This window comes from Mesorhizobium sp. B2-5-13, from assembly GCF_006440535.1.
GTDB lineage: Bacteria > Pseudomonadota > Alphaproteobacteria > Rhizobiales > Rhizobiaceae > Mesorhizobium > Mesorhizobium salmacidum.
Genome location: NZ_VFUI01000005.1, coordinates 70,737 through 85,683 on the forward strand (window position 1 = coordinate 70,737; position 14,947 = coordinate 85,683).

General features: G+C 63.3%; 9 protein-coding genes and 1 pseudogene. 4 read left to right on the forward strand and 6 right to left on the reverse strand.

The features are described 5' to 3' along the window. Complete coding sequence (locus FJ434_RS10655) at nucleotides 1–813, forward strand: helix-turn-helix transcriptional regulator (RefSeq protein ID WP_140746742.1); 813 nt, start codon at nucleotides 1–3, stop codon at nucleotides 811–813. On the opposite strand, the pseudogene FJ434_RS10660 reads toward FJ434_RS10655, so the two are convergent. After that, nucleotides 814–1,778, reverse strand: a pseudogene (locus tag FJ434_RS10660) (DMT family transporter). A 272-nt stretch (nucleotides 1,779–2,050) separates the two neighbouring features. Between FJ434_RS10660 and pepN the strand changes: the two are divergent. Together pepN and FJ434_RS10670 are read left to right on the forward strand one after the other, a co-directional pair. Then, the gene (pepN, locus tag FJ434_RS10665; RefSeq protein ID WP_140746745.1) at nucleotides 2,051–4,696 is read left to right on the forward strand and encodes an aminopeptidase N; all 2,646 of its coding nucleotides are present in this window, start codon (nucleotides 2,051–2,053) and stop codon (nucleotides 4,694–4,696) included. A 206-nt stretch (nucleotides 4,697–4,902) separates the two neighbouring features. Beyond that, nucleotides 4,903–7,224, forward strand: coding sequence for a PAS domain-containing sensor histidine kinase (locus FJ434_RS10670; RefSeq protein WP_140746748.1), 2,322 nt, complete (start codon nucleotides 4,903–4,905; stop codon nucleotides 7,222–7,224). 44 nt (nucleotides 7,225–7,268) lie between these two features. Here the strand turns inward: FJ434_RS10670 and FJ434_RS10675 are convergent, their stop codons facing one another. Genes FJ434_RS10675 through FJ434_RS10690 form a run of 4 tightly spaced genes read right to left on the reverse strand, consistent with a single transcriptional unit; the run spans nucleotide 7,269 to nucleotide 12,915 of the window. After that, complete coding sequence (locus FJ434_RS10675; RefSeq protein ID WP_140746751.1) at nucleotides 7,269–7,742, reverse strand: hypothetical protein; 474 nt, start codon at nucleotides 7,740–7,742, stop codon at nucleotides 7,269–7,271. 48 nt (nucleotides 7,743–7,790) lie between these two features. Continuing rightward, on the reverse strand, nucleotides 7,791–10,751 hold the full coding sequence (locus tag FJ434_RS10680; protein WP_140746754.1) for a bifunctional [glutamine synthetase] adenylyltransferase/[glutamine synthetase]-adenylyl-L-tyrosine phosphorylase: 2,961 nt from the start codon (nucleotides 10,749–10,751) through the stop codon (nucleotides 7,791–7,793). Next, nucleotides 10,751–12,232, reverse strand: coding sequence for an ATP-binding protein (locus FJ434_RS10685; RefSeq protein ID WP_140506057.1), 1,482 nt, complete (start codon nucleotides 12,230–12,232; stop codon nucleotides 10,751–10,753). Before FJ434_RS10685 ends, FJ434_RS10680 begins: the two co-directional genes overlap by 1 nt. 8 nt (nucleotides 12,233–12,240) lie before the next feature. Then, nucleotides 12,241–12,915 carry a response regulator transcription factor gene (locus tag FJ434_RS10690; RefSeq protein WP_023771592.1) on the reverse strand — a complete coding sequence of 225 codons (675 nt, stop codon included), beginning with the start codon at nucleotides 12,913–12,915 and terminating at the stop codon, nucleotides 12,241–12,243. Between the two features lie 154 nt (nucleotides 12,916–13,069). Between FJ434_RS10690 and FJ434_RS30460 the strand changes: the two genes are divergently transcribed. Continuing rightward, nucleotides 13,070–13,198, forward strand: coding sequence for a hypothetical protein (locus FJ434_RS30460; RefSeq protein ID WP_281405565.1), 129 nt, complete (start codon nucleotides 13,070–13,072; stop codon nucleotides 13,196–13,198). A gap of 70 nt (nucleotides 13,199–13,268) precedes the next feature. Here FJ434_RS30460 and FJ434_RS10695 read toward each other — a convergent pair whose 3' ends face one another. Further along, nucleotides 13,269–14,825 carry a Do family serine endopeptidase gene (locus tag FJ434_RS10695; protein WP_140506059.1) on the reverse strand — a complete coding sequence of 519 codons (1,557 nt, stop codon included), beginning with the start codon at nucleotides 14,823–14,825 and terminating at the stop codon, nucleotides 13,269–13,271. Nucleotides 14,826–14,947 lie beyond the last annotated feature (122 nt).

Below are 14,947 nucleotides of genomic sequence, written 5' to 3' on the forward strand. Positions count from 1 at the left end.
ATGACAACGCCTCAAACCTCCGCCGGCAGTCTCATCCGCGAATGGCGCACGCGGCGCCGCATGAGCCAGCTCGACCTCGCCATGGAAGCCGAAATTTCGCAGCGGCATCTCTCTTTCGTCGAAAGCGGTCGCGCCGCACCCTCGCGCTACATGGTGCTGCATCTGGCCGAGCAGCTTGCGATCCCGCTGCGGCAACGCAATCAATTGCTGCTGGCCGCGGGCTTCGCGCCGAGCTTCAGCGAACGGCCGCTCACCGATAGGACGCTGGCGCCGGCAATGGCGGCGGTCGAGATGGTGCTCAAGGGGCATGAGCCGTTTCCGGCATTGGCGGTGGACCGGCATTGGAACCTGGTTAAGGCCAACGCGGCAATCGGGCCATTCCTGGCCGATGTTTCCGAGCCCTCATTGCTCCAGCCACCCGTCAATGTGCTGCGGCTCAGCCTGCACCCAGGTGGTGTCGCGCCGCGTATCGTGAATCTCCAGGAATGGCGCATCCACCTGCTCGAACGGCTGAAGCATCAGAACGATGCCGCCGGCGACCCGGAGCTGATCGCATTGGAGCAAGAGCTTCGCGGCTACCCCTCCGGCCTGAAGAGCAGCCGGCCGGCGCCGATCGAGCCGAATGCCATCGTGCACCCGCTCAGGCTTGCCCATGGCGACACGGTGCTTTCCTTCATCAGCACCATTACCGTGTTCGGCACACCGCTGGATGTGACGCTTTCTGAACTGGCGATCGAGTCGTTCTTCCCGGCCGACGAACAGACAAGAGCGGTGTTGGTGCGGTTGGCGAAAGAGCGGACGGAACGGTCGTGATCATCCCTGCGGCAGGGCCGCCTTGCGGGTGCGGGTGCGCTCCAGACCCAGTTGCCGTTCGCGCCAGATGATGAAGATGCCGGCGGCCACCACGATCACACCACCGACCAGCGTGCCGGACGAGGTCACGTCGCCGAAAACGAAATAGCCGACGACGACGCCAAGGATCATCGAAGTGTATTCGAAAGGCGCCACGACCGAGGCTTCGGCATGGCGATAGGCCGCGGTCATCAGAATCTGGCCGAGGCCGCCACAAAAGCCGGCCATGATGAGCAGTGCTGCTTGCGCCGGCGTCAGCGATTGCCAGCCGAAGGGCAGCGTCAGCAGCGAGAGCACGCTCGCCGTTGACGAGAACCACAGCACGATGGTGGCCGTCTTCTCTGTCTGCACGAGATTGCGCACGAGCAACATGGCGACAGCCGAGATTGCCGCGGCCGCCAGCGCGGCCATGACGCCCAGGACCTCCTGGTCGTCCAGCCCTTGATCCGAATTGAGCAGCGTCAGTTCCGGCCAGGAAATGATGAGCACGCCGATGAGGCCGATCGCGACGGCACTCCAGCGATAAACACGGATCGTCTCGCCAAGGAACACCGAGGAGAACACCACGACCAGCAGCGGCTGTGCATAGTTCAGGGTGATCGCCTCCGGCAACGGCAACCTGGTGAGCGCGAAAAGCCGAGCCCCATGGCACCGACGCCGACGACGCCACGCGCGACGTGGTTGAAGGGACGTTTCGTGACGAACGCCGTGGCCAGATGTCCTTTCAATGCCAGGAAGGCAATGATCGGGAAGATGGCGAAGAAGGAACGGAAGAAGACGATCTGCCCGGCAGGCACGTCGCCCGCCGCCTTGATACAGGTTTGCATGCCGACAAAAACCGCCACGGAGACGATCTTCAGCACGATGCCCCTGAGCGTACCGTGGCCGCCGGTGGTTTCTGGTTGCGCCTCCGCCCCGGATGTCACTTTGGCAATGCGTCTCTGCCCGCCGCCGAGCGCACGTTGCGGGTCTCAAAATGGCAGAACGGGAAATTATCGGGGCGCCGAACGAAAGCGCCCATCCCGAATTTCGGTGTGACGGCGGTCATGACTGCCCTCGCTATGATGAAAGGAAGGCCTGAATTAGGCTCTGCCGCAGTTTTGTCGAGGGTGTGTTTCGTGTAAAGAGCGCGGACTTTGAATTTTTTGGACCAGCCAAAACATGTCCGGTCCCCGGAAAAGACAGGAAAAGCCAGGGAATGCGCACCGACACAGGCCAGGTCTTCAAACTCGAGGACTATCGCCCCAGCGACTACCTCATTCCGGAAACCAACCTTGACTTCCGTCTTTCGCCACAGGCCACCGTCGTCACCGCGATACTGACCGTAGAGCGCCGCGAGGGGATATCGAAATCGGCTCCGCTGGTGCTCGACGGCGATGGGTTGACGCTCAAGCGCGTCGAGATCGACGGCAAGACGGTGAGACCGGCTGATCTGCTGGCGAGCCCGGACCAACTGACCCTGCTCAAGCCGCCGGCCGCACGTCGTTTCCAACTGCTGATCGAAACCGAACTGGCGCCGGCCAGCAATGAGGCTCTTATGGGCCTTTACCGTTCGAACAATGTTTACTGCACGCAGTGCGAGGCGGAGGGTTTTCGCCGCATCACCTACTTCCTGGATCGCCCCGATATCCTGTCCGTCTACACGGTGCGGATCGAGGCGCGACGCGACGAGGCGCCGCTGCTCCTGTCCAACGGCAATCCGGTCGAGAACGGCGATCTCGCCGATGGCTGGCACTACGCCAGCTGGCACGACCCCTTCCCCAAGCCGTCCTACCTGTTCGCGCTGGTGGCCGGGAATCTCGGGCAGGTCGCCGACAGTTTCATGACCATGTCCGGGCGCAAAGTCGAGCTCGGTATCTATGTCGAGCCCGGCAAGGAGGCGCTCGCCGGCTACGCGATGGACGCGCTGAAGCGGTCCATGCGATGGGACGAGGAGGCGTTTGGCCGCGAGTACGACCTCGACGTCTTCAACATCGTCGCCGTGTCTGACTTCAACATGGGCGCGATGGAGAACAAGGGCCTCAACATCTTCAACGACAAATACGTGCTGGCCGACCAGGAGACGGCGACGGACGCCGATTTCGCCAATATAGAGGCGATCATCGCGCATGAGTATTTCCACAATTGGACAGGCAATAGAATCACTTGCCGCGACTGGTTCCAGCTTTGCCTGAAGGAAGGGCTGACGGTCTTCCGCGATCATGAATTCTCCGCCGACCAGCGCTCGCGCGCGGTCAAGCGCATCGCCGAAGTGCGCACGCTGCGTGCCCACCAGTTTCCCGAGGACCAGGGACCGCTGGCGCACCCGGTGCGGCCGCGCCGCTACCGCGAGATCAACAATTTCTATACGGCGACGGTCTACGAAAAGGGCTCCGAAGTGGTGCGCATGATCCGCACCATTCTCGGGGCCGAGGTCTTTCGCGCCGGCATGGACCTCTATTTCGAACGCCACGACGGCGAAGCCGCGACCATCGAGGACTTCATCAAAGTGTTCGAGGAGGCGTCCGGCCGCGACCTTTCGCAATTCGCGTTCTGGTATCACCAGGCTGGTACACCCAACCTGACGGTGAGTTCGACGCACAATCCGGCCGCACAGGAATTCACGCTCGAGATCGAGCAGTCGGTGCCGCCGACACCGTCGGAAAGCCGCAAGCGGCTGATGCATATCCCGCTCGCCTTCGGCCTGATCGGCGTCGGCGGCAAGCCGGTTCGATATAGCAGCGTCGAGGGCGCCAGCGTCGAGGACGGCGTCATCCATATCCGCAAGCGCCGCCACACGGTGCGTTTTTCCGGCGTTGCCGAACGACCGGCGGTGTCACTCAACCGCGGCTTTTCGGCGCCGGTGACGCTATCGGTCGAGCAGAAGGCTGCCGACCAGTTCTTCCTCGCCCGCCATGACAGCGACGCCTTCTCGCGCTGGCAGGCCTTCAACACGCTGCTCACCGATGCGCTGATCGCTGCCTTCCGCCAGATCCTCGGCGGCAAGCAGCCGGACTTCGCCCCACGGCTGACCGAGCTTGCCGGCAGCATCGCCAGCGACGAGACACTGGAGCCGGCCTATCGGGCCCTTGCCCTGGCGCTGCCTGGCGACGCCGACATCGCGCGTGACATCGGTAAGAACATCGATCCCGACGCCATCCATACCGCCCGCCACGCGCTTGCGCTGGCGATCGGCACGGCCAATGGCGAGGCATTTTCCGGCCTCTACGACAGCCTTGCCGACAAGAACGCCTTCAGCCCCGACGCGGCGAGCGCGGGACGACGCGCCTTGCGCAACATTCTGTTGGATTATCTCTCGCTGCTGCCTGGCGGGGCGGCATTGGCGGCCGGGCATTTCCAGTGCGCGACCAACATGACCGACCGCGCGGCCGCATTGGCCGTTCTCGCGCATCGTCACCACGGATCGCCAGAGGCGAAAAAGGCGCTGGCGGCTTTCGAAAAGACATATGCATCCGACCCGCTGGTCATGGACAAATGGTTCCAGATCCAGGCCAGCGTGCCGGGGCCGCAGGCTGTCGACTCGGTTCGGTCCCTGACCGCTCATCCGGGGTTTTCGATGGGCAACCCGAACCGGGTGCGCTCGCTGATCGGCACATTCTCAAGCGCCAACCAGACCGGCTTCCATCGCCCCGACGGCGAAGGTTACCGTTTCTTAGCGCAGACGGTGCTCGAGGTCGAAAAGCGCAACCCGCAAGTGGCGGCTAGGCTGGCGACGGCGCTCAGGTCCTGGCGTTCTCTCGAACCGGGCCGGCAAGCCAAGGCCAGGGAAGCACTGGTTTCGATCGCCAATACGGAAAACCTGTCGGCGGACCTGCGCGACATTGTCGAGCGCACACTGGCATAGGCGTCCCCTGCCTTGTCCCGTACGAGAGAAGGCCAAGCCGCCTCACCTCCAAAGTCCGTTATTTTAGTCGATTTTTAATCTTTTTTCGCCGGAGCACTGGACAAGGCGAATCACCTTTGATTCTTTAATGGCGATTCGGAAGTGCGGTGTTGCCGGATCACCAGCACATAGAAATGCGGCATACTGGAAATCGGGGAGTGCCATTTATGGCGAAGGCGGACGCGTGGGGCGCGCCCGGAGGGATGGCTTTTGCACGTCGCGAGACGCGCAGCGACGGCCTTGCCGGGAATACGCGGCTCATCGCCGAACCAGCCTACAAGCGTCTTCTGGCGGCTGAACCGCTTTTGCGCCGGTCGATACCAGCCCTCATCGTCATCTTCCTCCTCGTCATCGCGGCGCTGCGCGTGCTCTCGCTCATGAACGAGCGCGACGACATCGAGCGCGATGCCAAGGCGATCCTGACGCTGGGCGCCGCGCAGCTCGCCAGCTCGCTCGCCACGACATCGGACACGCTGCCGGGCGCCACCCAGGACCTGCTGGAGACCACCAGCCGCCAAGGCGCGATGGGCCGCAGCCATGTGCTCGTCATCACCGACAGTGCCTTCAAGATCACCGCGGTGACACCACGTTCCGTGCCCTGGCAAGGCCATTCGCTCGACGGCCTCGTCCAGGGCGGCCAACCCCTGTTCATGTTCGGCGATCGCGCCGGTGTCATGGAGGTCAACATCGGCGGTGAGGACTGGTACGCGGCGGTCAGCCTGTCCAAGGACAGGAAGGGAGCCGCCGCGGCTCTGGTGCCGCAGGAAGCGGTCTTCGACACGTGGCGCAAGACCGTCTCGCTCAACGTCACCCTGTTCGTGCTGACGGCCGGAGTGCTGATCATCATCCTCTATGCCTATTTCGGACAGGCGGCGCGCGCGCAGGCTGCCGACCGCATCTATCTCGAAGCGCATCAGCGTATCGACATGGCGCTGGTTCGCGGCCGCTGCGGCCTGTGGGACTGGGACATGGTGCGCGGCAAGATGTACTGGTCGCGCTCGATGTACGACATGCTCGGCTACGAACCCTGCGAGACGATGCTATCGTTCGGCGAGGTCGACGAGATCATTCATCCCGAGGACGGCGACCTGTTCGAGCTCGCCAACAGGATCGTCGCACGCGAGATCGATCACATCGACCAGGTGTTCCGGATGCGGCATGCCGATGGCCAGTGGGTGTGGATGCGCGCCCGGGCCCAAGTCATGGATCCGGAAGCGCCGGAGATCCAGCTGATCGGCATCGCGGTCGACGTCACCGAGCAACGGCATCTGGCGCTGCGCTCCGAAGCGGCCGATCTTCGCCTCAGGACCGCGATCGAAAATATCAATGAATCCTTCGTGTTGTGGGATTCGGCTCAGAACCTGATCATGTGCAATTCCAAATACCAGCAGGACAACGGGCTCTCGGATCGCGACGTGATGCCAGGTGTGACGCGCGTGTCGCTGGAAGAGCGGATGCTGGCCTTTGCTTCGGAGCGCCGGCTTGCCAACACCAATGGCCCGCAGGGCGGCGCCACGTTCGAGCGGCAGCTGTCCGACGGCCGCTGGCTGCAGGTCAACGAACTCAGGACCAGGGACGGTGGCATCGTCTCGGTCGGGTCCGACATCACCCAGATCAAGCTGCATCAGGAAAAGCTGGTCGACAGCGAGCGCCGGCTGATGGCGACGATCCATGATCTCAGCCTCGCACGGCGGGCCGAAGAGGAACGGTCGCGCGAACTGGTCGACCTCAACCGCAAATACATGAAGGAAACCGAGCGCGCCGAAGCGGCGAACCGGGCCAAATCCGAATTCCTAGCCAACATGTCGCATGAACTGCGCACGCCGCTCAATGCCATCATTGGCTTCTCCGAACTGATGGAACAAAGGCTGTTCGGCCCGCTGGGGTCGGAGCGCTACGAGGAGTACGCCACCGACATCAACAGCAGCGGCAAATACCTGCTCGGCGTCATCAATGACATTCTCGATATGTCCAAGATCGAGGCCGGCCAGTTCTCGCTGGACCAGGAACAGATCGATCTCGGTCCGCTGATCAGCGAAACCGTGCGTGTCGTGTCGCTGCAGGCGGCGCAGAAGGCGATCACCGTGGAAACGCGTATCGCCGACGCGCTGACGCTGTTCGCCGATCGCCGGGCGATCAAGCAGATCGTCATCAACCTCCTGTCCAACGCGGTGAAATTCACCGGCCAAGGCGGCCACATATCGGTCAGGGCCCGCAACACGTCAGGCGCGCTGGTGCTGACGATCGAGGACAATGGCTGCGGTATCCCGAAGGAAGCGCTCGGCAAGCTCGGGCGCCCCTTCGAGCAGGTGCAGAACCAGTTTTCCAAGAACCATGCCGGCTCCGGACTTGGCCTTGCCATTTCCCGCTCGCTGGCCGAGTTGCAAGGCGGCGCACTGAAGATCCGTTCCACCGAAGGCGTCGGCACGATCGTGTCAGTGCGCATTCCGGTGAAGAAGGCTCCGCCTGCGGTCAAAGCCGCGGCCTGAGCGGCAGGCTCCGGCTGACGGCCCGGAGCCTGCGTCAGCCAGCCTCACTGCATGCCGTTTTCGTCGTCGCCTCCTTGACGATGACGGCCAAAGCGCCCGCTCTTCGGCAGCTCGCGGTTCTCGATCTTTCCGTCATTGTTCTTGTCGAGTATCGCGAAAAGCTTCTTTTCGCGGCCGCTGATGTCATCTGATGTCAGCGTGCCGTCGCCCTTGCTGTCGTAATGGGCGATGATGCGCCTTGCCATACGTTCGAAGCGCGCCTTCTCCAGTGCGTCGGCGAGTTGAGCGACAGTCAGTTTGCCGCCATTGTCAGCCACGAGCTTCTTGAGCCGCGCGTCCATGACATCGGAGAACTGGTCGAAGGTGATAGTGCCGTTATTGTCCTTCATCGCCTTGTCGAGCCGCATCATGGTGCGCTCACGCATGGTTGCGCTGTCGACATTCTCGGCATAGGCGCCGCCGCCGACAGCTCCGGCCAGGGCGATGAAGGCAATTGCGAGCTTGGTTGTCTTTCTCATGGTTTTCTCCTGTTGCATCGTCACCCCCGATGCGGCCGAGCTCGTTGATCACGAAGCCCCGGCACGAAGCAAAAGGTCGAAATCCTTCCTGACCTTTTGCGACGTCTCCTTGAGGTGTGCCTCCAGCACACCGAAATCCGGCAGGTCGGTGACCGCCAGAAGCAGATCCGAAAGCCCCGGCGGAACGTCGTCACGTTCGAAAGGTCCGGTAAGGCACAGCCGCGTCATCTGGGTCAGCGCCAGATAGAGGGCGTAAGCATCGCCAAGGTCCTGCCTGATCACGGCATTGGCGAAATGTGGCGTCAGGCGAGACAGTATCTCGGCCGTACCGGTGGCGCGCGGCCCGGCCTCGACCTGCGCGGTGATGACAGCCACCTGGGCGATGAATTCGAGATCGATCAGACCACCCGGGATCAGCTTGATGTCCCAGAGGTCGCGTGGTGCCTTCTCCTGCTCGATCATGGCACGCATGTCCGACGCCTCCGCCCTCACCTTCGCCGCATCGCGCGGCTGGCTGAGCAACGCGACAACTTCCGCCTCGACCTCGCCGCACAGGCCTGGGTCACCAGCAATCGGCCGCGCCCGCGACAGGGCCATGTGCTCCCAGGTCCAAGCCTCCTGGCGCTGGTATTTTTTGAAGGCATCGATGTGGGTGGCGACCGGTCCCTTGTTGCCGGACGGCCGCAAACGCAGGTCGAGCTCGTAGAGCACCCCTTCCGCCGTCGGCGCCGATACAGCCGATATCAGCCGCTGCGTCATGCGGGTGTAGTAATGCGAAGGCGCCAGCGGTTTTTCACCGTCGGAGTCCTCGGCATCCGCATCGTGGTCGTAAAGCAGAATAAGATCGACATCCGATCCGGCGGTCAATTCGCGGCTGCCGAGCTTGCCCATGCCGAGCAGCGAAACCACGCCACCGGCGATCGTGCCGTGGCGCACCGCGAATTCTGCGGTCACCGCTTGCAACGCAGCCGCGATGGTCAGGTCCGCCAGATCGGAGAAAGCGCGGCCGGCGCGGGCCGGATCGATCGAACCCGCGAGCAGCCTCACACCGATCAGGAATTTCTGCTCGGAAGCAAATATGCGCAGCCGGTCGAGCACGTCCTCATAGGCCCTGTCGCCTTCGAGGAAGGCCGACAGCCGCGCCGAGAGATAGACGCGGTCGGGAAGCTCGGTCAGCAATGCCGGGTCGAGCAAGCCGTCGAAGACATGCGGCCGGCGGGTGATGATCGCCGCCAGCCGGGGTGCCGCGCCCATGATCGTCGCCATCAGCCTGAGCAATGCGGGGTTCGACTGCAACAAAGAGAACAACTGGATGCCGGCCGGCAGGCCGGCGAGGAATTCGTCGAAACGGACCAGCGCCTCATCGGCCCGGCGCGTCTGGCCAAAGGCCTTGAGCAGTGCCGGTGTCAGTTCCGTCAGCCGCTCGCGAGCCTCCGCCGACCGGGTGACGCGATAGCGCCCGAAATGCCAGCCGCGGATGACACGGCAGATATCGCTTGGCCTCTGAAAACCGAGGCCGTGCAAGGTCCGCAGCGTGTCCGGGTCGTCGACGTCACCGGTGAAGACCAGGTTGCCGATGCCGGCCGAAAGCTCGGGTGCTGTTTCGAACAGCGCGGCATAGTGGCGCTCGACCTGCTGCAGCGAGGCACGGAATGCCCCGGCAAACACGACCGCGTCGGCAAAGCCCAGCATGCGGGCGATGCGCTCCAGCCCTTCATCGTCTTCCGGCAGCGTGTGCGTCTGCTCGTCGGCCACCATCTGGATAGCGTGTTCGACGCGACGCAGGAACCAGTACTGGCGGGCGAGCGCGTCACGCGCATCTGATGTGATCCAGCCCCGAGCCGCGAGCTGACCGAGCATCGGCACGGTTTCGCGGCCGCGCAGCTCCGGGAAGCGGCCGCCGGCGATGAGCTGCTGGGTCTGGACGAAGAACTCGATCTCGCGGATGCCGCCGCGCCCAAGCTTGACATTGTGCCCCTTCACGGCGATCTCGCCATGCCCCTTATGGGCATGAATCTGGCGCTTGATCGAATGGACGTCGGCAATAGCCGCGTAGTCCATGTATTTGCGCCAGATATAGGGCTGGAGTTCCTTGAGAAAGGCATCGCCAGCGGCGAGATCGCCGGCCACCGGGCGCGCCTTGATCATCGCGGCGCGTTCCCAGTTCTGGCCGCGCGCTTCGTAGTAGCGTAGCGCGGCTTCAACGGGGATCGCGAGCGGCGTCGAGCCGGGATCGGGACGCAATCTCAGATCGGTGCGGAAGACATAGCCGTGCTCGGTGCGATCCTGCAGGATGCGCACCAGCCGCCGCGTCAGGCGTGAAAACAGGTCGGTGGCGTCGAGTGGATCGACCACTGCGGGCGCTTCCGGATCGAAGAACACGACGAGGTCGATATCGGAGGAGAAATTCAGCTCATGCGCGCCGAGCTTGCCCATGCCGAGCAGGATCCAGCCCGATTGATGCGACGGACTGTCGAGGTCGGGCAGTTTGAGCTTGCCCTGGCCATGCGCGTCACGCAGCAGGAAATCGACGGCCGCGCGGATGCAGGCGTCGGCGAGATCGCTCAACCGCCTTACAGTCAGCGAGGTTTCAGCTTCGCCCGAAAGATCGGCGAGTGCGATCAGGAAATGCGCCTCGGCCTTATGCCGGCGCAGCTCCATCATCAGGCCGGATTCCGAGACCATTTCCGCCAGCGGCGCCTGGTCGATCGCGGCGGTGATCGCCTTCAGGCGGGTCTCGACCGGCAAGTCGAAGAGGCCGTCCAGGATTTGCGGCCGGCGGCGCGCCGTATCGCGCAGGAACGGCGAAAGGTCAAAGACGGCGGCCAGGAAATCCTGCGCCGTCCCCTTGCCGGCCAGGAATTTGGCCGCCCGCGTCAACCCTTCTTCGCGCGCTGCGTCCGCGATTTCGGACAGTTCCTGCCGTGCCCGGCCCTCGTCGAGCGGAGCAAGCGGGGTTTCCAGGCTCACCAACCAGTCTGTCTTGCTCCGCTTGGCAATGGCAGCCATTAGTGATCCTCCCGCGCGGGGAAACTCATGACCACGGATAGTCCCGGATTGCCAGGCAACAGGTCAAGCCGGCCGTAGTGGAATGTCATGACCGCCTTGGCGAGACTGAGGCCAAGGCCGGAACCGGGCTGCGAACGGCTCTTCTCCAGCCGTACGAACCGTTCGGTCGCCCGGGCGCGATCGGCTTCGTCGGGAATGCCCTGGCCGTTGTCGGCGACGGAAAGCCTGATCTCGCCATGCGTGCGTTCGAGCGCCACACGGACCGCCGGCTTGGATGTGGAATCGGTTGAGTACTTGATCGCATTGTCGACGATGTTGGAAAGCGCCTGGCCGATCAGTTCGCGGTTGCCGTCAACGACAAAACCATCGTTCACTTCGGCGTCCAGCGCAACGCCAGCCTCCTCGGCCACGGGCTCGTAGAGTTCGACCACATCACGCACGGCCGCCGCCAGATCGACGCGGTTGGTGTGCTCGGAAGAATACCCAGCCTCCAGCCGGGAGATCATCAGGATGGCGTTGAAGGTTTTTATCAGCTGGTCGGACTCGGCTATGGTGCCTTCCAGCGCCTGCCGATAGTCCGATGTTTTCTGCTTGCCGGAAAGCGTCGCTTCGGCCCGGTTGCGCAGCCGGGTCAGCGGCGTCTTCAGGTCATGCGCGATGTTGTCGGATACCTGCTTCAGGCCTTCGTTGAGCGTGGAGATCCTGGCCAGCATGACATTGAGGTTTTCCGATAGCCGGTCGAACTCGTCACCGGCGCCGGTCACCGGCAACCGGCCGCTGAGATCACCGCCCATAATGCGCCGGCTTGCCTCGGAAACCCCGTCGATACGCTTCAATGCCGCGCGGCCAACAAAGAACCAGATCAGGATGCCGCCCACCCCCATCATGCCGAGCGCCAGCACCAGCGAACGGCGTATGACGGCACGGAACCGCTCCGGTTCGCCGAGATCGCGGCCGACCAGCATGATCATCTGGTTCGGCAGCCGCAGCACCAGGGCAATGGCGTTGTGACCCTTTTCGCCTTCGGCCTGCGGCGGCGCATTATCGCCAGTTGAAGGAGGCGTCGCCTGGTCCGACGTTCCGCTGCGCAGACGATCAAGCTCACCCTCGCCGAAACGCTTGTAGGAGAACGGCTCGGTCGTCCAGCCCTCGGTGTCGATCACACCAGGTTCAAGACTCTGCACATTGCCTGTCAGGATCTGGCCGTTGGCATCGGCGATCAGATAGAGGTTGGCGCCGGGCTGGCGCGAGCGGGCCTCTACCACGCGGACCAATACCGGCAGGCCTCCGCGCTGATAGGCGCGGGCAAGGCCGAGCACTTCGTCGTTGATGGTCTCCTGCGTCTGCGCGGTCAACATGCGCGCCGAGAGCGAAGTCATGTAGAGGACGAGCAGCACCGCGCAGAGTGCGAAGAGCAGGAGATACAGCGCCGAAAGCCGTGCGGCCGTCGTCTTCATGATGGCGGGCACGGAAAGCGCCATGCTGCCGCCTAGCCGCCCTTCAGCATGTAGCCGGCGCCGCGAACCGTGTGCAGGATGGGCTTGTCGAAACCCTTTTCGATCTTGCCGCGCAGCCGCGAGACGTGGACATCGATGACATTGGTCTGCGGATCGAAATGATAATCCCAGACATTTTCGAGCAGCATGGTGCGCGTCACCACCTGGCCGGCATGGCGCATAAGATATTCGAGCAGACGGAATTCGCGTGGCTGCAGCGTGATCTCGCGCGCCGCCCGGCGGACAGAATGCGACAACCTGTCGAGTTCAAGGTCGCCAACCCGGTAGACGGTCTCGGCCTCCTTGGCGCTGGCGCGTCGGTTCAGCACCTCGACGCGCGCCAGAAGTTCGGAAAAGGCATAGGGCTTGGTGAGATAGTCGTCGCCGCCGGCGCGTAGGCCGGTGACCCGGTCATCGACCTCGCCCAGCGCCGACAGGATGAGCACCGGCGTCGTGTTGCCCCTGGAGCGGAGAGCGGCAATGACCGATAGGCCGTCGCGGCGCGGCATCATCCGATCGATGACCATCACGTCATAATCACCCGCATCGGCAAGCGCGAAGCCGGTCTCGCCGTCACCCGCGACATGCGCGGTATGACCCGCTTCCGTGAAGGCTTTCTGCAGATAATCCGCAGCCTCGCGATCGTCTTCTATGACGAGAATCTTCATAGGGCCGTTATACGCGATTTCGCTGGAAGGTTGAGTAGCAGGCATCTGCATTTTAGCCTTTGCCAAAGCACATCGCGATCAAGAGGATCGAGAGCGCGCGCGATAAAATCTTTGTTCCGTGGCGTCGTTACGCGGGACATGCCGGTTCCCGGTCATGTCGGTACCCGCAACCACCGAACCAATCGGCTTCGGGCACGAGGGCGTGATGGGCAGTCATATGCGGGCGCGGCAGCAGGCGATGGGAAGCCCGCTGCCGCTGAAGAAGAGCGCGATGACTGACTAACGGGCTCTCCTTCTTGCTTTCCCATGCGGCGACTCGGGGGTGTTGAAACCGCCGCATTGGAAAAGTCGTCTCAGCCCTTGGCCACCGGCAGCGCGACGAAGCGGTTGTTGTCGTCGCGGGAGATCTGCATCAGCACCGACTTGCGTCCGGATTTGACCGCATCGGCCATGGCCTTGGTGACGTCTTCGGTGCCGTTGACCTCCGCCGAGTTGACCGCGGTGATGACGTCGCCCGGCTGGATGCCGCGATCGGCGGCGGCGCTGTCTGGGTCGACGTCGGTCACCACCAGACCCTTGCCGTTTTCGGACTTGGTGACGGTGAGGCCGAGATCGGCCAGCGTGTCCGGCTTTGCCGGAGCGGCGGGTTGCTGCTGCTGGTCGCCCGACGCCTGCTTGTCGCTGGCGGGCAGCTTGCCGAGATCGACCTTGACCGTCTGGCCCTTGCCGTCACGCCACACGGTGACGTCAACCGACTTGCCCGGCGAATAGGCGCCGATCAGGCGGGCGAGTTCCTTCGGCGAGGCAACGTCCTTGCCATCGACCTGGGTGATGACATCACCTGCGGTAATGCCGGCCTTCTTGCCGGGGCCATCATCCTGGGCGCTCGAAACCAGGGCGCCATTGTTGGACTTCAGACCGAGCGATTCGGCGATGTCGGAGGTGACCGGCTGGATTTCGACACCGAGCCAGCCGCGCTGGACCGCGCCATTCTTCATCAGGTCTCCGACGACCTGCTTGGCGGTCGAGGCAGGAATGTCGAAGGCGATGCCGACGCTGCCGCCCGAGGGCGAGAAGATGGCGGTGTTGATGCCGACCACCTGGCCGTTGAGATTGAAGGTCGGGCCGCCCGAATTGCCGCGGTTGACCGAGGCATCGATCTGGAGGAAATCGTCATAGGGGCCGGCGCCGATATCGCGGCCGCGCGCCGAAACGATGCCGGCGGTAACGGTGCCGCCGAGGCCGAACGGGTTGCCGACAGCCACGACCCAGTCGCCGACGCGAACCTTGGAATCGTCGGCGAAGTCGACATAGGTGAATTTGCCGCCGCCATCGACCTTGAGCACGGCGAGGTCGGTGCGCGGATCGGTGCCGACCAGCTTGGCGTCGAGTTCCTTGCCGTCATTGGTCACCACGGTGAAGGCGGTGCCTTCTTCGACGACGTGGTTGTTGGTGACGAGATAACCGTCTTCGGAAATGAAGAAGCCGGAGCCCTGCGCCACCGGGCGCGGCTGATCGTTGTTGCGGTCGCGGTGGCCGAAGCGGCGGTGACCTTCGTCGTTCTGACCACCCTGGTCCTGGTCACCAAAGCCACGGAATTCCTTGAAGAAGCGGCGCAGCTGCGGATTGTTGGGAAGATTGTCGAAACCGCCCTGATCGTCGGAACCGTCATCGGCTGTCGGTTGCAGCTTGGCCTTGACCTTGACACTGACCACGGCTGGCGAAACGCGCTCAACGACATCGGCGAAGCTCGGGACCTGCGGAGCCTCGACACGCACGGCGTCAGCCAGAACGGGGCTGGTTCCACTGGTCAGCGCGCCAAATCCGATCGCGCCGGCGACAGCGACGGACGCGACGGCAGCCAGAAGACGCTTGCGGGTGAGGGAATATGAATTGGGGGCAATATTCATGGATCTCTTATCCTCTTTCAAACGGACGCGCCTTGATCGGCATCCTCAAGAACGAGAATTAGAGCGGCGCACATTACGACGCCATTTCCGGCACATGAAACTTTGGTAATGTTAGCGCGCGA

Coding starts and splice junctions, on each gene's coding strand:
- FJ434_RS10655 (WP_140746742.1), top strand. CDS start 1: ATGACAACGCCTCAAACCTCCGCCGGCAGTCTCATCCGCGAATGGCGC.
- pepN (WP_140746745.1), top strand. CDS start 2,051: ATGCGCACCGACACAGGCCAGGTCTTCAAACTCGAGGACTATCGCCCC.
- FJ434_RS10670 (WP_140746748.1), top strand. CDS start 4,903: ATGGCGAAGGCGGACGCGTGGGGCGCGCCCGGAGGGATGGCTTTTGCA.
- FJ434_RS10675 (WP_140746751.1), bottom strand. CDS start 7,742: ATGAGAAAGACAACCAAGCTCGCAATTGCCTTCATCGCCCTGGCCGGA.
- FJ434_RS10680 (WP_140746754.1), bottom strand. CDS start 10,751: ATGGCTGCCATTGCCAAGCGGAGCAAGACAGACTGGTTGGTGAGCCTG.
- FJ434_RS10685 (WP_140506057.1), bottom strand. CDS start 12,232: ATGGCGCTTTCCGTGCCCGCCATCATGAAGACGACGGCCGCACGGCTT.
- FJ434_RS10690 (WP_023771592.1), bottom strand. CDS start 12,915: ATGAAGATTCTCGTCATAGAAGACGATCGCGAGGCTGCGGATTATCTG.
- FJ434_RS30460 (WP_281405565.1), top strand. CDS start 13,070: ATGTCGGTACCCGCAACCACCGAACCAATCGGCTTCGGGCACGAGGGC.
- FJ434_RS10695 (WP_140506059.1), bottom strand. CDS start 14,825: ATGAATATTGCCCCCAATTCATATTCCCTCACCCGCAAGCGTCTTCTG.